Here is an 18,317-nt window from a genome sequence, read left to right on the forward strand (position 1 = left end):
TCTAACGCTTTGCTATTCAAGACTTCTGTGGAGCTGGATGAGCAATCGATCCATACTGCGATAGCTCAGTGCTTCGGCAATATGCTTTCTCTCTATGCTGTTCCGATCGCCGAGGTCAGCGATCGTGCGTGCGACTTTCAATATCCTGTGCCAGGCGCGTACGGATAAGCCGAGTTTGTTCATCACTTCTTCCAGATAAGCCGCATCAGGCGCTTCTAACGCACAGTGTTGTTCTATTTCGCGTGAGGTGAGCAGCGCGTTGATTTTATTTGCCCGCTTCAGCTGTATCTGCCGTGCGATCAGCACGCGCTCGCGAATTGTTGCGCTGCTTTCTCCCTGATGACGTTGCTGAGATAAAACCCCTGGTGGTAGCAAAGGAACTTCGATCGAAAGGTCAAAGCGATCCAAAAAGGGACCGGAAAGTTTGCTGAGATAGCGCAGTATTTGTTGTGCGGGTAAGCGGTTATGGATGCCCTGATAGTGGCCTGATGGGCTGGGATTCATTGCAGCGACGAGCTGCACGCGTGCCGGGTAGCACACTTTGGCGCGCGTCCGGGAAATGATAATTTCACCGGACTCCAGAGGCTCTCGTAGAGAATCCAGAACGCGTCGCTCAAACTCCGGTAATTCATCCAGAAACAGCACGCCGTTGTGAGCAAGTGAGATTTCTCCGGGTTTTGGCAACGATCCTCCCCCCACGAGTGCGGCCATAGAAGAACTGTGGTGAGGCGCTCTGAACGGTCTGGCACGCCAGCGCGTCATGGTGGCATCAATGTTGATGAGGCTGTTGATGGCGGCGCTTTCCAGCGCTTCTTCATCGCTTAATGGCGGCATCAGATTGCCTAATCGGCTCGCCAGCATGGTCTTTCCTGTTCCCGGCGGCCCCAGCAATAGCAGATTGTGACCGCCAGCCGCCGCGATTTCCAACGCGCGTTTAGCCTGCTCCTGACCGATGATATCCTTCAGGTCGAGTGCATCTTCTTCTGACTGCGGAGCCAGTGCGATATCGGAGCAACTGAGTAACTCCTCTTCCCCGCTGAGAAAAGCACACACTTCCAACAAATGCCCAGCCATTAACGCTTCACCTTGCGGTATCAGCGTCATCTCCCGTTTATTGTCATCTGGCAGGATTAGCTGGCGGCCTGACTTTATGGCTTCCAGTGCGGCGGGAATTGCGCCATTGACGCCACGTAGCGTGCCAGACAGGCCTAATTCGCCAAGAAACTCGTAGCGGATTAGCTTTTCCCCATCGATTTGTTCTGATGCCGCCAGAATCGCCAGAGCAATCGGCAGGTCGTAGCGTCCCCCTTCTTTTGGCAGGTCTGCGGGAGCAAGGTTGACCGTGATGCGCTTGGCTGGAAAGGTAAATCCGCAATTGATGAGTGCGCTGCGCACGCGATCGCGCGCTTCCTTAACGGTAGTTTCTGGTAAGCCAACTAGCGTTAAGGCCGGTAGCCCACTGCTGATGTGAACTTCGATATAAACGTCCGGCGCTTGTACGCCAATCATTGCCCGAGTATAGGTAACTGCCAATGACATACTATTTCCCCTTTGCTGATGGCTTGCATCATGTCTGGCAAGGGAGAAGAAGTAGAGGTCGTCGTTATCGGTCTGCGCGGCGGTATCATGAAATAATGCTCTGTTTCAGCAATGACGAAAATTTGTGCGTGATACGTCGCAATGATTTAGCGCTAATCGCTCGCTTAACGTTATCTGGCGATCGGCAACGTTCTTATTCACTTGCCATGTTCGCCGCGCAACGTTCATTTTTACGTCAATGGATGAAAATAATTTGATGCGATTCTACCTTATGATTACGTTGTATTTTTTTCCGTATCATAGGTAATTCTTACGGGGCGTCATGAAAAAAATTTGTTGTCATGCCATATCTTACTGTGATAACTCTGTAGGCATTCGTTCGACAGAAGATTAATGAACAACCTATTATGAAAGCCCTATCCCTAGTGATTAGCCTAGTCGTGATTAGCGTGGTGGTGATTATTATCCCACCGTGCGGGGCTGCACTTGGACGAAGAATGGCTTAGAAATCAAGGCCTAATTCAAGAAAACCCCCGCACCGAAAGGTCGGGGGTTTTTTGTTGGGCGTAATCTATAACGGAAAGGAACAGAAAATGAACATCAGCATAAAATTCTGTTATTCCCATAAGATGTCGGGGAAATAACTATGAATGGAGCTCAGTGGGTGGTACAAGCGTTGCGAGCACAGGGAGTGGACACCGTTTTTGGGTATCCGGGTGGCGCGATAATGCCCGTCTATGATGCACTTTATGACGGCGGCGTTAAACACCTGCTGTGTCGCCATGAGCAAGGCGCAGCAATGGCGGCGATTGGTTATGCCCGCGCCACAGGTAACGTGGGCGTTTGCATTGCGACGTCTGGCCCTGGTGCTACCAACCTGATCACCGGTTTGGCCGATGCGCTGCTGGATTCTGTGCCTGTGGTGGCGATTACCGGACAGGTTGGGTCGGCGCTGATTGGTACCGATGCTTTTCAGGAAATCGACGTGTTGGGGCTGTCGCTGGCCTGTACAAAACACAGTTTTCTGGTTGAGTCTCTCGAATCACTGCCGGAAGTGATGGCAGAAGCGTTTGCGATTGCCAATAGCGGTCGCCCCGGCCCTGTTCTAGTCGATATTCCTAAAGACATTCAGCTGGCCGTGGGCGATTTCACCCCGAACTTTGCGCCTGTTGCTAACGATGTTGATTTCCCCGAGCAAGATATCACGCAGGCATGTGCCCTGTTGGCGAAAGCACAAAAACCGGTACTGTACGTTGGTGGCGGAGTCGGCATGGCGAATGCGGTTCCGGCACTGCGCGAATTCCTGAGTGTAACGGATATCCCTTCCGTTTCGACGCTGAAAGGCTTGGGTGTCGTGGATGCCAATCATCCCTATTACCTCGGTATGATTGGTATGCACGGCACGAAGGCGGCGAACCTGATTGTGCAGGAATGCGATCTGTTAATCGCTGTCGGGGCGCGTTTTGATGACCGCGTGACCGGCAAGCTGAATGCCTTCGCGCCTCATGCCAGCGTTATTCACATGGATATCGACCCAGCAGAATTGAGCAAATTGCGCCATGCCAATGTGGCGTTGCAAGGCGATCTGAAAACGATATTACCGGCGCTGCAACAGCCGCTGAACGTCAGCGCGTGGCGTCAGCAGGCGACCATGATGAAGGCGGAATACCCATGGCGTTATGATCATCCCGGTCAGGCGATTTATGCGCCTGCGCTGCTGAGAACGATCTCTGAACGAATGGATGCGGATACCGTGGTGACGACCGACGTCGGCCAGCACCAGATGTGGGCTGCACAACATATGACGTTCAGCCGTCCTGAGAATTTCATTACTTCCAGCGGCCTTGGCACAATGGGCTTCGGCGTGCCAGCGGCGGTGGGAGCACAGGTTGCGCGCCCGGATGATATGGTTATCTGCATTTCTGGCGACGGTTCTTTCATGATGAACGTTCAGGAACTGGGCACCATCAAACGAAAACGGCTGCCGTTGAAGATCGTGCTGCTGGATAACCAACGGTTAGGCATGGTACGTCAGTGGCAGCAGTTATTCTTTGATGAACGCTATAGTGAAACCGACCTCTCCGATAACCCTGATTTCCTGACGCTGGCGAGCGCGTTTGATATCCCCGGCCAGCGCATCACTCGTAAAGATCAAATTGATGTCGCGCTGGATGCCCTGTTTAACAGCGAAGGACCCTATTTACTGCACGTATCGATCGATGAATATGAAAACGTCTGGCCACTGGTTCCGCCGGGGGCGGGTAACGAAACGATGCTCGATAAAACCGAATAGGCTCGACAACACCCAATAATGGCCGACTTACACAGAATAAGTGCTGGAGACAACAGAATGACACATCATCAACTTTCGATTCAGGCACGCTTTCGTCCCGAGGTTCTGGAGCGTGTATTGCGTGTTACCCGTCATCGCGGTTTCAAAGTTTGCGCGATGAATATGGTGCAAACCACCAATGCCGATCACATTAATATTGAACTGACCGTTGCCAGCCATCGCTCGGTGGATTTATTGTCAACACAACTAAGTAAGCTGTTGGATATTGCCTGCGTTGACATTCAACCGATGACGACATCACAGCAGATCAGCGCCTAACGCATAAAGAGTAAGGAAAAAAAAGAATGACAAAAAAAGCGGATTACATTTGGTTCAATGGCGAAATGGTTCCATGGGCTGAAGCAAAAGTACACGTGATGTCGCACGCCTTGCATTATGGTACCTCTGTGTTTGAGGGCGTTCGTTGCTACAATTCACACAAAGGTCCTGTGGTTTTTCGTCACCGCGAGCACATGCAGCGCCTGCGTGATTCGGCAAAAATTTACCGTATGCCAGTCGCGCAGAGTGTGGATGAATTGATGGAAGCCTGTCGTGAAACGCTGCGTAAAAATAATCTGACCAGTGCGTATATCCGCCCGCTGGTGTTCATTGGCGATGTGGGGATGGGTGTTAACCCGCCAGACGGTTACCAAACTGATGTGATTATCGCGGCCTTTCCGTGGGGCGCGTATCTGGGTGAAGAAGCGCTGGAAGCGGGCATTGATGCGATGGTGTCGTCCTGGAATCGTGTCGCGGCGAATACCATTCCAACCGCCGCTAAAGCGGGTGGCAATTATCTATCCTCCCTGCTGGTGGGCAGCGAAGCACGTCGCCACGGCTATCAGGAAGGGATTGCACTGGATGTCCACGGCTATGTTTCTGAAGGCGCGGGCGAGAACCTGTTTGAAGTGAAGGACGGTATTATCTTCACACCGCCGTTTACCTCTTCGGCGCTGCCGGGCATTACGCGTGATGCCATCATCAAGCTGGCGAAGGACGCGGGATATGAAGTGCGTGAGCAGGTGCTGTCCCGCGAGTCACTGTATCTGGCGGATGAAGTGTTTATGTCCGGCACGGCGGCGGAAATTACCCCAGTGCGTAGCGTAGACGGTATTCAGGTCGGCATCGGCAAACGCGGCCCGGTCACCAAAGCCTTGCAGGAGGCGTTCTTTGGCCTCTTCACGGGTGAAACCGAAGATAAATGGGGCTGGTTGGATCCGATAAATCTGTAATCAATTAAGACAGACAGTCAGGCGGTGATACGTTCCATCATCGCCCAATTCGTAATTTTTGGAGTAATAGAGCATGCCTAAGTACCGTTCAGCCACCACCACGCACGGCCGTAATATGGCCGGCGCCCGAGCCTTGTGGCGCGCCACCGGGATGACCGACAATGATTTTGGTAAACCCATTATCGCCGTGGTCAACTCCTTCACCCAATTCGTGCCCGGCCATGTGCACTTGCGCGATCTGGGTAAACTGGTTGCCGAGCAAATCGAAGCTTCTGGTGGTGTCGCGAAAGAATTCAACACGATCGCAGTGGACGACGGCATCGCGATGGGCCACGGCGGTATGCTCTATTCTCTGCCTTCCCGTGAACTGATTGCCGACTCGGTGGAATACATGGTGAATGCCCACTGCGCGGATGCGATGGTGTGTATCTCCAACTGCGACAAAATCACCCCGGGGATGCTGATGGCGTCGCTGCGCCTGAATATCCCGGTGATTTTCGTGTCTGGTGGCCCGATGGAAGCGGGGAAAACCAAATTATCCGATCAGATCATCAAGCTGGATCTGGTGGATGCCATGATTCAGGGCGCGGATCCGAAGGTTTCCGATGAACAGAGCGAACAGGTGGAACGTTCTGCCTGCCCGACCTGTGGTTCCTGTTCCGGTATGTTTACCGCTAACTCCATGAACTGCCTGACCGAAGCGCTGGGTCTGTCTCAGCCGGGCAACGGCTCGCTGCTGGCGACGCACGCCGACCGTAAGCAGCTATTCCTGAACGCAGGCAAACGCATTGTCGGTCTGGCGAAGCGTTACTACGAGCAGGATGATGAGAGCGTGCTGCCGCGCAACATCGCCAATAAAGCCGCATTTGAAAACGCCATGATTCTGGATATCGCGATGGGGGGTTCCACCAATACCGTTCTGCATCTGCTAGCTGCGGCGCAGGAAGGTGAAGTGGACTTCACTATGACCGACATCGACAGACTGTCACGTCAGGTTCCGCACCTGTGTAAGGTGGCACCGAGTACGCAGAAATACCACATGGAAGACGTACACCGCGCGGGTGGTGTGATCGGTATTCTGGGCGAGCTGGACAGAGCTGGTCTGCTGAACCGTGAAGTGAACAACGTGCTGGGCAAAACGCTGCCGGAAACACTGGAAGCCTATGACGTCATGCTGACGCAGGATGACAGTGTGAAAAGCATGTATTCCGCCGGTCCGGCGGGTATCCGCACCACGCAGGCGTTTTCGCAGGATTGCCGCTGGGATTCACTGGATACCGATCGTCAGGAAGGCTGTATTCGTTCCCGCGAATTTGCCTACAGTCAGGATGGCGGTCTGGCCGTGCTGTACGGCAATCTGGCAGAGAATGGCTGTATCGTGAAAACCGCAGGCGTGGATGAAGGCAGTCTGGTCTTCCGCGGTCCGGCAAAAGTTTATGAAAGTCAGGATGATGCGGTAGACGCCATTCTGGGCGGCAAGGTCGTGGCGGGCGACGTGGTTGTGATCCGTTACGAAGGACCGAAAGGCGGGCCGGGTATGCAGGAAATGCTGTATCCAACCACCTACCTGAAATCGATGGGGCTGGGTAAAAGCTGTGCGCTGATCACTGACGGACGCTTCTCCGGCGGTACTTCTGGTCTGTCTATCGGCCATGCGTCTCCTGAAGCAGCCAGCGGCGGCACCATTGCACTGGTACAGGACGGTGACATTATCGCGATTGATATTCCGAACCGCAGCATTGCGCTGGTTCTGGATGACAATGCTTTAGCAAGCCGCCGTGCAGCGGAAGAAGCGAGAGGCGATCAGGCCTGGACACCGCACAATCGTGAACGTCAGGTTTCTTTTGCGCTGCGCGCGTACGCCAGCCTGGCAACCAGCGCGGATAAAGGCGCGGTGCGGGATAAAAGCAAGCTGGGAGGCTAATGCTGATGGCTGTGTCACAACCTCTTCCTGCCGCGCCGGGAGGCGCGGAGTACCTGCGTGCGATCTTGCGCTCGCCCGTGTATGAAGTCACGCAGGTCACACCGCTGGAGAAGATGGAGAAGATCTCTTCGCGGCTGGGTAATGTCATTCTGGTAAAACGTGAAGATCGGCACGCGGTGCACAGCTTCAAGCTGCGCGGCGCGTACGCGATGATGGCGGGGCTGAGTGATGAGCAAAAGTCACACGGCGTGGTGACGGCGTCGGCGGGTAACCATGCGCAGGGCGTGGCGCTCTCCTCCACCAAGCTGGGCATTAAATCGCTGATTGTGATGCCAGTGGCGACGGCCGATATCAAAGTGGATGCGGTACGTGGTTTTGGCGGCGAAGTGCTGCTATACGGCGCGAACTTTGATGAAGCCAAGGCAAAGGCCATTGAACTGTCGCAGCAGCAGAAAATGACGTTTCTACCGCCTTTCGATCACCCGGCAGTCATTGCGGGTCAAGGCACGCTGGCGCTGGAATTGCTACAGCAGGATGCCCATCTGGATCGCGTGTTTGTGCCCGTCGGTGGCGGCGGTCTGGCGGCAGGTGTTGCCGTCCTGATCAAACAGCTGATGCCGCAGATTAAGGTGATCGGCGTGGAAGCGGAAGATTCCGCCTGTCTGCGTGCGGCGCTGGATGCCGGGCAACCGGTCGATCTGCCGCGTGTCGGGCTGTTTGCTGAAGGTGTCGCGGTGAAGCGCATCGGCGATGAAACGTTCCGCCTGTGTCGGGAATATCTGGATGACGTGATTACCGTCGACAGTGATGCCATCTGTGCGGCAGTGAAAGATCTGTTCGAAGATGTTCGTGCGATTGCTGAACCGTCCGGCGCGTTGGCGTTAGCGGGGATGAAAAAGTACATCCAGCAGCACCAGATTCAGGGTGAGCGCCTGGCGCATATTCTGTCCGGTGCGAACGTTAACTTCCACGGGTTACGCTACGTTTCCGAACGCTGCGAGCTGGGTGAACAGCGTGAAGCCTTGCTGGCCGTGACGATCCCCGAGCAACAGGGCAGCTTCCTGAAATTTTGCCAACTACTGGGCGGTCGTTCCGTTACCGAGTTCAACTATCGCTACGCGGATGCCAAAGACGCCTGCATTTTTGTTGGCGTGCGTCTGACGCGTGGCTATGCGGAGCGGCAGGAGATTATCGCTGAGCTTTCTGCAGATGGTTATGAAGTGGTGGATTTGTCCGACGATGAAATGGCGAAGCTGCACGTCCGCTACATGGTCGGCGGACGCCCCTCCAAACCGCTACAGGAACGGCTTTATAGCTTTGAGTTTCCAGAATCGCCGGGCGCGTTACTGAAATTCCTGCATACGCTGGGGACGCACTGGAATATTTCGCTGTTCCATTACCGCAGTCACGGCACAGATTTTGGCCGTGTGCTGGCCGCGTTCGAACTGCAAGCGGGCGATCGGGAATTCGAGCAGCATCTACAGGCGCTGGGCTATGAATGCCATGACGAAACCAATAATCCGGCGTTCCGCTTCTTTTTAGCGGGTTAAGTTAGCGGTTAAACGTTGAGTGTTCCCTTCACGCCGCCGATGGTGTTTCACCGTCGGCGGCGTTATCTTTATGTCATCTGACAGCAACAGGGATGGCATTTCTCTATGGCAACGCAGTTCACAGGTTTTTCTCAAGCGGGTTTAACGTTTCTCCAGCAGGTGTCTCATGGTGTTGTTGAATCAATCTAATTTTAGTCTGTTATTATTATTTTCAAATTAATTGTTTGTTTTTCTAATTTCTTTAAATATTGCTAATAATTATTTTCTAGGTTAGTTTGGTGAAAAGTGGAATAACACATGGAGACCGAGTATGAAAAATAAAGAAAAACTTGCCATTCAGTTAAATGAACAATTAAAGAATAGCCTTATTAATAGTTCGTTACCTCCTGAAGAAATACTCGCATTGATGATGAAGCTATGCCTTTCTCTGATGCAGGTGACCCAAAGTAACCTTGTGGAAATGAAGACGTCAGATGGGCGAAAACTTTCACTCAAGCTTGATACACCATCAGTGCATTGATCATATTTATTCTTAGAGGCTGCTAAAAATGTCGAGTATTATCTATTTAGAGTTGACGGGTGATAAGCAAGGGTTAATTTCTTCTGGCTGTTCAACATTACAGTCAATTGGTAATAGAAGCCAAATTGGTCATGAAGATCAGATTCAGGTGTTAAGTTTAAATCACTCAATGAGTCATGCTGATAATCTATCTTGTCATCCTGTTGAAATAATTAAACTTATCGATAAATCGTCACCATTGCTTGGTGTTTCTACCTCTTCCAATGAAAAACTAAGTGCAAATTTCTTTTTGTATAGGATAAATTCCGTCGGGCAATTAGAGTTATTTTATGTCATTAAATTAACAGATGCCCGCATTGTTGATATTTCTTGTAGTTACCCGCACTCTATTAATGACAATGACGTTATGCCATATGAGAAAGTTTTATTAAAATATAACTCCATATCATGGGAGCACAAAGTTGCGGGAACATCAGGTTATAGTATCTGGAATGATAGTGGTGTTTAGTTCTATTTGGTAATAAATATATAGTCATTGATAATCATTTTATGTGTGGCTGTTTTTATTGATTTATTAATTACTAACCCAAATAGATGCTGAATAGTTTTTTACATTGGTGCTGCGTATTAATAAAAAGGAATTTACTCAATGCTAAGAGTACCTCAAGGGCAAATAACCTTTGATGGCGAAGGGAATGATATACCTAATAGTCGTGATTTTAGCCGAGTTATTCACTGGCCAGGAAATGATAAGTCTGGTGTGACGTTGGGGCGAGGTTATGATATGGGGAATAGAACCAAGGGAGAAGTTTATTCGGATATGCTCAGAGTTGGTATTGGGAGTGAAAAAGCGAGTTTAATAGCGACGGGGGCTGGGTTAAAGGGCGGTGCCGCCGCCACTTTCGTGAAAATGTATAAAGAAAAAATTGGCGTGATTACGCATCAGCAACAGATGGATCTGTTTAATATTATTTATGGTGGATATATAGAAATAGCAAAAAAGCGATATGCACATTATTCCGCTAATGTACCCGATAGGGTCGATTGGGCTGAACTTCACCCCGGCATCAGAGATATTCTGGTGGATCTGGCTTATCAAGGAATACTTGGGGAAACGACAATTCCTATCGCTGCAAAGAATGACATCGATATCTTAATAAAGAAAATAGAGAGTGATGCTTATTTGTTAAAGTTTGAGGCTGGAAGAAACCGAGCGGGTTATTTAAGGATGAAAAAATGAAAAACATCTATTTATGTGTGTTGATACTATTTGCTGTGAGCGGTATATCTCCTGCATTTAGTGAAATTTATCTGAGTAAACTGGAATTAATGGAAAAAACGTTATGTAAAGATATAATGAAAGGGGAAAACTATCATGAAATTTACATTTGCACAGACCGAATGCTTGCTGATTCTACTGAAAAGTTAGAACAAAAAAATAAAGAAGCAATAAGCTTTCTATCCAAACTTATTCCTATGGAAGGTGAGGAAGATGCAGTTAAGCTTTTCAAAGCAGATCAAGCTGCGTGGAAAAATTATGTCGTCCATCGTTGTGCATATAAGGGGCATCCTTTCGAAAAAGATAGCCCCGTTTATTTATCAAATAAAGATCTTTGCGAGGCGGTAGAAAACTACAGACGGATCGAGTCGCTAGACGGTGAGCTCAATATCCCTTAATACTCATCCTTTGGATAAGTGTGTCACGCCGCCGATGGTGTTTCACCGTCGGTGGCGTTATCTTTAATGTCATCTGACAGCAACAGGGATGGCATTTCTTTATGGCAACGCAGTTCACAGGTTTTTCTCAAGCGGGTTTAACGTTTCTCCAGCAGGTGCGTCAGTACAACGATAAAGCGTGGTTTGACGAGCATCGTGCGGTTTACGATGAGCAACTGGTTGCCCCGTTCCGTACGCTGGTGGATGAGCTCAGTCTGACCATGTTGCAGATTGACGACCATTTTGAAACGCGTCCCGCTATCGGTAAGACTCTCTCCCGTATTCATCGCGATACGCGTTTTTCTCACGATAAATCACGCTACCGCAGCCATATGTGGCTCACTTTCAAGCGGACACGCAAAGACTGGACGGATGCACCGGTGTATTTCTTTGAAATCACGCCGGATACCTGGCGCTACGGGCTGGGCTATTACAGCGCAACGCGCAATACGATGGATTTGTTCCGTCAGACGCTGCGGGGTAATCCGTCACAGTTTCTTGAAGTGGCAAGCTGTCTGGGAGAGACCTTCACCCTGGAGGGCGACAGCTACAAACGCCAGCTGATTAAAGATCAGGAGCCGGAACTGGCCTACTGGTATAACCGTAAATCGTTTGCCGCGATATGTACCCGGCAGGATATGGAAGCGCTGTTTTCTGGCGATTTGGTGACGCGTCTGTCACAGGGTTTTACCCAGCTTGAACCGCTCTACCATTACCTGATGAATATCGAAACCATGAAGAAAGCCGCGCAGGAAACGGAGTCCGATACGCGGGCCTTTTCGGCGGATAAATGGTTCGAACGCTAGCGCCAGAGATAGCCAGCGCTACGGCGTTTTCTGCTGCTCCGACTGGGTTTTATCGCGCTCCAGCAACGTGTTAAACAGGTAACCTTCTTCCTGATTGCTGCCGAAGGTGGCGATTTGCAGATGGTCATCGTCAATGCAGGTGAGCAGTATTTTCACCTGCTGGCCGAAGCTGCTTTCGCCTTTGCCGATGGCTTGTACATCGCTCATCTGACGGGCGGTGAAGTCGGAATCATCCAGCTTGTTGCCGTAACGGAACGCAATGGACGCGCCGCTTTCAATCTTGCCACGTTGGTTGGTCATGGTCAGGCTGACGGCGTGGTAGGGCGCTTTCTGATCGTACATTTCCCGAAAATAATCCCCCAGATCGCGATATTCCTCGGCGGAAAGCCCTGACATCACATACTCATAGCTGAATGAACCGTGGAAGCAGGACGTGCTTTTCACGGGGGTAATCGGCGAAGGGAGCGCGTGCTGCGCGATGTCATTCAGATAGCGCAGCCGATTTAACTGCTGCTGATAGCGCTGACGTAGGCAGTCTTCGTCTTTGCATTGATCGCGCGTGGTAAGCCAGCTGCGCTGAAACTGATTGAGCGTTTTCTCCCACGGTGCGCTGTTGCTGTACGCGGTCAGGAACGCGCGAGATGTCTTCCAGGCCTGCGCCAGTTCTTCATCCAGTTGTCCGAGCAGCGGGCTGGCACAAATCAGTTTCTCTTGCTCCGAAGTGGCCTTGTCGCAGGGGAAACTGGCGGCTTGCGCATTGTAGTTGAAGGCGACCAGCGTCACACCGGCGGCGATAATGGTCGTGAAGGCGATCTTCATGGTGTGTCCTGTAATATGTCCCAAAAGGCGGCAATCAGCGGTTCGCTAAGCCGTTTTTTCTGTACGCAAACGCCGAGTTCAAGTGGTTCCATCACCTGTTCGACGAAGACGGAAACTCGGTTGCGTACGGGTTCCGGGCTGTTCTCCAGCACGACGTTGGGAATCAGCGCGATACCACAGCCTAGCGCGACCATCGATACCATCGCTTCATGCCCGGAGATGGTGGCGTAAATCTGCGGATTGGCGATGTGATTGCGGCGGAACCATTGATCGATGCGCTTACGCACCGGGCCGTGTTCCGGCAGAATGAAGGGGATCTGTGACCAGTCCGGATCGGTTTGGCGTACCAGCGATTGCACGGGGCAGGGAAGCGCCGGGATGATCAACGCCAGAGGCAGTTTGTCGAGCGGCATGAAGTCAACGCTGATTGGCAGCGCTTCCGGGCGTCCCGCAATCCCTAAATCCCCATCATTCGACTGAATTTTCTCAACGGCATCGGCGGCGTCGCCAGTCGTCAGTTTAATTTCTACCAGCGGGTGCAGCGCCCGGAAACGATCCAGAATCGGCGGCAGGTGGCTGTAGGCGGCGGTAACGGAACAGAAAATCCGCAGCTCGCCGCTTAATGACGGCCCATGCTGGTCTATCGTGTGGCGTAGCTGCTGGTATTGCAGCAGCGTTTGCTGGGCAAATAGTTTCAGGTGCTCGCCGGCATCGGTGAGCTGCACGGTGCGGTTATCGCGCAGAAACAGCGTCTGCCCTAAATCCTCTTCCATCCGCTGAATTTGCCGTGACAGCGTAGACGGGCTGATGTGCATCGCCTTGGCGGTACGGCCAAAGTGTCGGCTTTCCGCCAGATGCAGGAATAATTTGAGATCACGTAAATCCATGCGACGCAGGCCCCGTTTTTTATCTTGCAGCCGTTTTTTATATTGCAAATAGTGCAATATGACGTTGCTAATATATCAATTTAAGCAACGCAATTCCTGTCATATGATGGGGTCATAGTGAATTCCCATCTGGCGGGAATCCTTTCTCGAAGAATAGACAAACAAAACCGTATACGGAGCACGACATGGCTAACTATTTCAACACATTAAACCTGCGTCAGCAGCTGGATCAATTGGGCAAGTGCCGCTTTATGGGGCGTGATGAATTTGCCGATGAGGCGAGCTACCTGAAAGGGAAAAAAGTGGTGATCGTCGGCTGTGGTGCTCAGGGCTTGAACCAGGGTCTGAACATGCGCGATTCTGGTCTGGATATCGCTTATGCCCTGCGTGCTGAAGCGATTGCAGAAAAACGTGCATCATGGCGCAAAGCGACCGAAAACGGCTTCACTGTCGGCACCTACGAAGATCTGATCCCGCAGGCTGATCTGGTGGTTAACCTGACGCCGGACAAACAGCACTCCGCTGTTGTTCAGGCGGTACAACCGCTGATGAAACAGGGCGCAGCGCTGGGCTACTCCCACGGCTTCAACATCGTTGAAGTGGGCGAGCAAATCCGTAAAGACATCACCGTCGTAATGGTGGCGCCGAAGTGCCCAGGTACGGAAGTACGTGAAGAATACAAACGTGGTTTCGGCGTACCAACGCTGATCGCGGTTCACCCGGAAAACGATCCGAAGGGCGAAGGCATGGCAATTGCTAAAGCCTGGGCTGCGGCAACCGGTGGTCACCGTGCTGGCGTTCTGCAATCTTCATTCGTTGCGGAAGTGAAATCTGACCTGATGGGTGAGCAGACTATTCTGTGCGGTATGTTGCAGGCAGGTTCTCTGCTGAGCTTCGACAAACTGGTTGCTGAAGGTACCGATCCGGCGTATGCAGAAAAACTGATTCAGTTTGGCTGGGAAACCATCACCGAAGCGCTGAAGCAGGGCGGCATTACGCTGATGATGGATCGCCTGTCCAATCCGGCAAAACTGCGTGCTTATGCGCTGTCTGAGCAGTTGAAAGGCATCATGGCGCCGCTGTTCCAGAAACACATGGATGACATCATCTCCGGCGAATTCTCCAGCGGCATGATGGCTGACTGGGCGAACGATGACGTGAAACTGCTGACCTGGCGTGAAGAGACCGGTAAAACGGCATTCGAAAACGCACCGCAGTTCGACGGTAAAATCGCTGAGCAGGAATACTTTGATAACGGCGTGCTGATGGTTGCGATGGTGAAAGCGGGCGTTGAGCTGGCGTTTGAAACCATGGTGAGCTCTGGCATCATCGAAGAATCCGCTTACTACGAGTCACTGCATGAGCTGCCGCTGATCGCCAACACCATCGCGCGTAAGCGTCTGTATGAAATGAACGTGGTTATCTCTGATACCGCAGAATACGGTAACTACCTGTTCGCTAACGCCGCTGTTCCATTGCTGAAAGATGCGTTCATGGCATCTCTGCAGCCGGGCGATCTGGGCAAAGCGGTAGCGGGTACCGAAGTGGACAACGCGCAGCTGCGTGATGTTAACGAAGCTATCCGTAACCACCCAATCGAAACCGTAGGCCAAACGCTGCGTGGTTACATGAAAGACATGAAGCGTATCGCCGTTGCGGGTTAATGTGACGTTCTACGTTTACTGAAACACGATGATTGCTATGCTGCTCCTCAGGGAGCAGCATTTTTTTTATCCGTAGTTATCCCTTAGCCTGCGCTATCTACGTTACCTATTGGCGGTGCTTTAGCGTGAGGCAAGCGTCAGCGCAGTGGTTAATTCTGCTTTTGTCATACGAATACAGTAAGACGGCATACCTCTTTCAAAGCGCCATCCTTCAGACAATTTTCCCGCATCGACCACATCAAATCCGAATGCATCATAGAGTTCAGCCACAATAGCTTTTTCCTGCTCATCATCACCTGCAAGCGGTAGCGCGCGGCGATTGGCTGAGCCTGTCGGGAGCCCATCGCTTTCAAGCTGCGTCATAGGGATGGCATTGAACGCTTTGGTGATCCTGGCGTCTGGTAAATAACACGCCAGTAGCTCGCTGGTCGTGGTGCTGCGCGTATCAAGTGCGGTGACCTTACCATCTCGCTCGGTATAGTAATTGACGGTATCGATGACGGATTTTCCCCGTAAAGCCTGTTCAGGGAGTTTATCGATGGCGGTAAAGGGAACGGCGATAACCACAATGTCACCAAATAGCGCGGCCTGAGTGGCGGTTCCGATATCGCAGCCGATCATCGGGCGGAGGCTGAAAAGTGATTGGGGGTCGCGTGAGTTACTGAGCATGACCTGATGACCGTTCTGAAGCGCTAATTTAGCTATCGCCCGTCCAACAAAGCCTGCACCAATAATGCCGATATTCATCTTCTTCTCCTTAATGCTTTTGAGAAAAGCAGCTTAATTGCCTACAATTTGAAGATAAATTGTGATTTTAAAAGCAAACAAACAACAAATATGAGCGAATAATGGACCGGCTGACCAGTATGAGTGTCTTTGTCAAAGCATCGGAGTTAGGGTCTTTTGCCGCCGCCGGAGAAGCGTTAGGCATATCTCCACAGATGGTGGCGAAGCAGGTGGCGTGGCTTGAAGCGAGGCTTGGCGTTCGGTTGCTGAATCGTACGACGCGGAAGCAAAGCCTGACGGATATTGGTTTGCGTTATTATGAGCGCTGCAAGGTTGTGCTTGCCGAGGCAGAGGATGCTGACGCAGTCGCCCGTGAGATGCAGGTGACACCTTCAGGAATTATTCAGGTTAACGCGCCGGTTACCTGGGGATCGCATCTACTCGCGCCGTTTATCACACACTATCTTGCCCGCTATCCTGACACGCAAATTGCGCTGACGCTGAATGATCGTATGGTCGACCCAATAGAAGAGGGGTTTGAAGTCATTATTCGTATCGGTGAATTGGCAGATAGTTCGATGGTGGCTTGGCCGCTTCAGCCTTACTCGTTGATTGCCTGTGCATCGCCTGACTATCTGGCGCGTGAAGGCGTGCCGGAGACGCCAGCCAGCCTCGCACGTCACGCGTGCCTTATTTATGGTGTACGCACCGCCGCGACGTCTTGCCGATGGGTATTCCAGAAAGAGGGTAAGTCCGAAGAAGTCAGGCCACAGGGTAGGCTTTTTGCTAATGACTGGAACGCGTTGCTACATGCAGCGATAGAGGGATATGGTATTACGCTTGGGCCGGAGGCCGTGCTACGTAAGGAAATTGACCGCGGACGACTGGTTCAGGTGCTATCTGACTATGACGGCCCTGCTCGCCCGGTTCATGTTATGGTCCCGATGGGACGGCGGTCGGCGGTTAAAATTAAAACCTTTGTCGATGCAATCAGAGCAACTTTCGGATAACGATAAGCCCGTGTCATCCAAATGATGCCACGGGCGTGATGACTACTCGGACTGATATTCAGCTTCCGCCTGATTGAAGCGGTCGGTAATTGCTTTTGATGGCGCTTTACCCAGCAGGCTGACGATAAAAATGGTCAGGCTGTTGAAGATGAAACCAGGGATAATTTCATACAGACCCAGCCAGGCGTACTGTTTCCAGATCAGCACGGTTGCTGCACCCACGATCATACCGAGCAGCGCACCGTTGCGCGTCATGCGCGGCCACAGCAGAGAAATCAAAATCACCGGCCCGAATGCGGCGCCGAACCCAGCCCAGGCATAGCTCACCAGACCCAGAACGCGGTTTTCAGGATTAAGCGACAGCGCGATAGCGATGATAGCGACGAGCAGTACCATGGCGCGCCCCACCCACACCAGCTCTTTCTGGCTGGCATTCTTGCGCAGGAATGGCTTGTATAAATCTTCGGTGATGGCGCTGGAGCACACCAGCAACTGGCAACTCAGCGTACTCATCACGGCGGCCAGAATCGCAGACAGCAGCACGCCGGCAATCCACGGATTGAACAGCAACATCGACAGCTCGATAAAGACACGCTCGCTGTTTTGCGTCACGCTACCGGCCTGATCCGGGTTGTTGTGGAAGTAGGCGATGCCGAAAAAACCCACCGTCACGGCACCGGCAAGACACAGAATCATCCAGGTCATGCTGATGCGACGTGCACTGTGGATCGTGTGGTGTGAATCGGCGGCCATAAAACGCGCCAGAATGTGCGGTTGACCAAAATAGCCCAGACCCCAACCCATCAGCGAGATGATGGCAACAAAATTCAGCCCTTTGAACATATCCATATTGGCCGGATTTTTTGCTTCAATCACCATGAGTGAGGTGTCTATCCCTCCCAGTGATAAAATGACCATCACGGGGGTCAGGATCAGGGCGAAAATCATCAGGGTGGCCTGAACGGTGTCCGTCCAGCTCACGGCCAGAAAGCCGCCGATAAAGGTATAGGCAATGGTGGCTGTTGCCCCTGCCCATAACGCGGTTTCGTAGCTCATGCCAAAGGTGCTTTCAAACAGACGAGCTCCCGCAACCACGCCGGATGCACAATAAATGGTGAAGAAAATCAGGATCACTAACGCGGAAATCACACGCAGTAATTTGCTGTTATCTTCAAAGCGGTGGGTGAAATAGTCAGGAAGGGTAAGCGCGTTGTGGTTGACCTCAGTGTGTACGCGTAGGCGTCCGGCGACCCATTTCCAGTTCAGGTAGGCGCCTAACGTCAGGCCGATCGCGATCCAGCTTTCCGAGATCCCGGAAATGAAAATGGCACCCGGTAACCCCATGAGCAGCCAGCCGCTCATATCGGAAGCGCCTGCCGACAATGCGGTCACCACACTGCCCATCCGACGTCCGCCCAGAATGTAATCGCCAAAGTTATTCGTTGCGCGATAGGCAAACAGGCCGATGAGAACCATCCCGAAGATATACACCAGAAACGTCACCAACATAGGTGTGCTTATTGTCATTCAACTCTCCACATTATTTTTCGTGCCGCTGTTGCGGCGACGCTGTGTTTTATTGTCATCACTCA

The 18,317-nt window shown here is 51.9% G+C and carries 18 protein-coding genes; 13 read left to right on the forward strand and 5 right to left on the reverse strand.

From position 1 onward, the window contains the following. Nucleotides 1-12: 12 nt before the first annotated feature. On the reverse strand, nt 13-1,539 hold the full coding sequence (locus AB8809_RS01005; protein WP_349856681.1) for a YifB family Mg chelatase-like AAA ATPase: 1,527 nt from the start codon (nt 1,537-1,539) through the stop codon (nt 13-15). Between the two features lie 407 nt (nt 1,540-1,946). Here AB8809_RS01005 and ilvL point away from each other — a divergent pair, with 407 nt between their 5' ends. From ilvL to AB8809_RS01060, 11 genes are all read left to right on the forward strand, one after another. Continuing rightward, nucleotides 1,947-2,045, forward strand: a complete 99-nt coding sequence (ilvL, locus tag AB8809_RS01010) for an ilv operon leader peptide (RefSeq protein ID WP_071531109.1) — start codon at nt 1,947-1,949, stop codon at nt 2,043-2,045. Between the two features lie 140 nt (nt 2,046-2,185). Further along, nucleotides 2,186-3,832 (forward strand): acetolactate synthase 2 catalytic subunit, encoded by a 1,647-nt coding sequence (gene ilvG / locus AB8809_RS01015; RefSeq protein WP_349856680.1) that lies wholly within the window; start codon nt 2,186-2,188, stop codon nt 3,830-3,832. A gap of 57 nt (nt 3,833-3,889) precedes the next feature. Beyond that, a complete protein-coding gene (gene ilvM / locus AB8809_RS01020) occupies nt 3,890-4,150 on the forward strand; it encodes an acetolactate synthase 2 small subunit (RefSeq protein ID WP_010294673.1) in 261 nt (86 codons plus the stop codon). A gap of 26 nt (nt 4,151-4,176) precedes the next feature. Continuing rightward, the gene (locus AB8809_RS01025) at nt 4,177-5,103 is read left to right on the forward strand and encodes a branched-chain amino acid transaminase (RefSeq protein ID WP_349856679.1); all 927 of its coding nucleotides are present in this window, start codon (nt 4,177-4,179) and stop codon (nt 5,101-5,103) included. A gap of 73 nt (nt 5,104-5,176) precedes the next feature. Then, a complete protein-coding gene (gene ilvD, locus AB8809_RS01030; RefSeq protein ID WP_015842123.1) occupies nt 5,177-7,027 on the forward strand; it encodes a dihydroxy-acid dehydratase in 1,851 nt (616 codons plus the stop codon). A gap of 5 nt (nt 7,028-7,032) precedes the next feature. Further along, on the forward strand, nt 7,033-8,577 hold the full coding sequence (gene ilvA / locus AB8809_RS01035; RefSeq protein WP_015842122.1) for a threonine ammonia-lyase, biosynthetic: 1,545 nt from the start codon (nt 7,033-7,035) through the stop codon (nt 8,575-8,577). A gap of 310 nt (nt 8,578-8,887) precedes the next feature. Beyond that, nucleotides 8,888-9,097 carry a hypothetical protein gene (locus AB8809_RS01040; protein WP_039286275.1) on the forward strand — a complete coding sequence of 70 codons (210 nt, stop codon included), beginning with the start codon at nt 8,888-8,890 and terminating at the stop codon, nt 9,095-9,097. A gap of 28 nt (nt 9,098-9,125) precedes the next feature. Further along, on the forward strand, nt 9,126-9,605 hold the full coding sequence (locus AB8809_RS01045) for an Hcp family type VI secretion system effector (protein WP_349856678.1): 480 nt from the start codon (nt 9,126-9,128) through the stop codon (nt 9,603-9,605). Nucleotides 9,606-9,746: 141 nt separating this feature from the next. Next, on the forward strand, nt 9,747-10,337 hold the full coding sequence (locus tag AB8809_RS01050; RefSeq protein ID WP_349856677.1) for a calcium-binding protein: 591 nt from the start codon (nt 9,747-9,749) through the stop codon (nt 10,335-10,337). Then, entirely contained in the window at nt 10,334-10,774 is a 441-nt protein-coding gene (locus AB8809_RS01055; RefSeq protein WP_180779389.1) for a lysozyme inhibitor LprI family protein, read from the forward strand. Before AB8809_RS01050 ends, AB8809_RS01055 begins: the two co-directional genes overlap by 4 nt. 101 nt (nt 10,775-10,875) lie before the next feature. Next, nucleotides 10,876-11,619, forward strand: coding sequence for a DUF2461 domain-containing protein (locus tag AB8809_RS01060; RefSeq protein ID WP_349856676.1), 744 nt, complete (start codon nt 10,876-10,878; stop codon nt 11,617-11,619). Nucleotides 11,620-11,637: 18 nt separating this feature from the next. Here the strand turns inward: AB8809_RS01060 and AB8809_RS01065 are convergent, their stop codons facing one another. Continuing rightward, entirely contained in the window at nt 11,638-12,438 is an 801-nt protein-coding gene (locus tag AB8809_RS01065; RefSeq protein WP_349856675.1) for a lysozyme inhibitor LprI family protein, read from the reverse strand. Further along, nucleotides 12,435-13,325 (reverse strand): HTH-type transcriptional activator IlvY, encoded by an 891-nt coding sequence (gene ilvY, locus AB8809_RS01070; RefSeq protein ID WP_349856674.1) that lies wholly within the window; start codon nt 13,323-13,325, stop codon nt 12,435-12,437. Before ilvY ends, AB8809_RS01065 begins: the two co-directional genes overlap by 4 nt. Before the next feature lie 185 nt (nt 13,326-13,510). Between ilvY and ilvC the strand changes: the two genes are divergently transcribed. Then, nucleotides 13,511-14,989, forward strand: coding sequence for a ketol-acid reductoisomerase (ilvC, locus tag AB8809_RS01075; protein WP_015842115.1), 1,479 nt, complete (start codon nt 13,511-13,513; stop codon nt 14,987-14,989). A gap of 120 nt (nt 14,990-15,109) precedes the next feature. Here ilvC and AB8809_RS01080 read toward each other — a convergent pair whose 3' ends face one another. After that, nucleotides 15,110-15,736, reverse strand: a complete 627-nt coding sequence (locus AB8809_RS01080; RefSeq protein ID WP_349856673.1) for an NAD(P)-binding domain-containing protein — start codon at nt 15,734-15,736, stop codon at nt 15,110-15,112. A 101-nt stretch (nt 15,737-15,837) separates the two neighbouring features. Between AB8809_RS01080 and AB8809_RS01085 the strand changes: the two genes are divergently transcribed. Next, nucleotides 15,838-16,725: a LysR family transcriptional regulator gene (locus AB8809_RS01085; protein ID WP_349856672.1), complete on the forward strand. Its 888-nt coding sequence runs from the start codon at nt 15,838-15,840 to the stop codon at nt 16,723-16,725. A 42-nt stretch (nt 16,726-16,767) separates the two neighbouring features. On the opposite strand, the gene putP is transcribed toward AB8809_RS01085, so the two are convergent. Then, on the reverse strand, nt 16,768-18,252 hold the full coding sequence (gene putP, locus AB8809_RS01090) for a sodium/proline symporter PutP (RefSeq protein ID WP_349856671.1): 1,485 nt from the start codon (nt 18,250-18,252) through the stop codon (nt 16,768-16,770). Nucleotides 18,253-18,317 lie beyond the last annotated feature (65 nt).

It is taken from the genome of Pectobacterium aroidearum (assembly GCF_041228105.1).
Classification (GTDB): Bacteria; Pseudomonadota; Gammaproteobacteria; order Enterobacterales; family Enterobacteriaceae; genus Pectobacterium; species Pectobacterium aroidearum.

Bases quoted from the DNA above. Each gene is read 5' to 3' on its own strand.
- AB8809_RS01005 (WP_349856681.1), bottom strand. From the start codon at position 1,539: ATGTCATTGGCAGTTACCTATACTCGGGCAATGATTGGCGTACAAGCG.
- ilvL (WP_071531109.1), top strand. From the start codon at position 1,947: ATGAAAGCCCTATCCCTAGTGATTAGCCTAGTCGTGATTAGCGTGGTG.
- ilvG (WP_349856680.1), top strand. From the start codon at position 2,186: ATGAATGGAGCTCAGTGGGTGGTACAAGCGTTGCGAGCACAGGGAGTG.
- ilvM (WP_010294673.1), top strand. From the start codon at position 3,890: ATGACACATCATCAACTTTCGATTCAGGCACGCTTTCGTCCCGAGGTT.
- AB8809_RS01025 (WP_349856679.1), top strand. From the start codon at position 4,177: ATGACAAAAAAAGCGGATTACATTTGGTTCAATGGCGAAATGGTTCCA.
- ilvD (WP_015842123.1), top strand. From the start codon at position 5,177: ATGCCTAAGTACCGTTCAGCCACCACCACGCACGGCCGTAATATGGCC.
- ilvA (WP_015842122.1), top strand. From the start codon at position 7,033: ATGGCTGTGTCACAACCTCTTCCTGCCGCGCCGGGAGGCGCGGAGTAC.
- AB8809_RS01040 (WP_039286275.1), top strand. From the start codon at position 8,888: ATGAAAAATAAAGAAAAACTTGCCATTCAGTTAAATGAACAATTAAAG.
- AB8809_RS01045 (WP_349856678.1), top strand. From the start codon at position 9,126: ATGTCGAGTATTATCTATTTAGAGTTGACGGGTGATAAGCAAGGGTTA.
- AB8809_RS01050 (WP_349856677.1), top strand. From the start codon at position 9,747: ATGCTAAGAGTACCTCAAGGGCAAATAACCTTTGATGGCGAAGGGAAT.
- AB8809_RS01055 (WP_180779389.1), top strand. From the start codon at position 10,334: ATGAAAAACATCTATTTATGTGTGTTGATACTATTTGCTGTGAGCGGT.
- AB8809_RS01060 (WP_349856676.1), top strand. From the start codon at position 10,876: ATGGCAACGCAGTTCACAGGTTTTTCTCAAGCGGGTTTAACGTTTCTC.
- AB8809_RS01065 (WP_349856675.1), bottom strand. From the start codon at position 12,438: ATGAAGATCGCCTTCACGACCATTATCGCCGCCGGTGTGACGCTGGTC.
- ilvY (WP_349856674.1), bottom strand. From the start codon at position 13,325: ATGGATTTACGTGATCTCAAATTATTCCTGCATCTGGCGGAAAGCCGA.
- ilvC (WP_015842115.1), top strand. From the start codon at position 13,511: ATGGCTAACTATTTCAACACATTAAACCTGCGTCAGCAGCTGGATCAA.
- AB8809_RS01080 (WP_349856673.1), bottom strand. From the start codon at position 15,736: ATGAATATCGGCATTATTGGTGCAGGCTTTGTTGGACGGGCGATAGCT.
- AB8809_RS01085 (WP_349856672.1), top strand. From the start codon at position 15,838: ATGGACCGGCTGACCAGTATGAGTGTCTTTGTCAAAGCATCGGAGTTA.
- putP (WP_349856671.1), bottom strand. From the start codon at position 18,252: ATGACAATAAGCACACCTATGTTGGTGACGTTTCTGGTGTATATCTTC.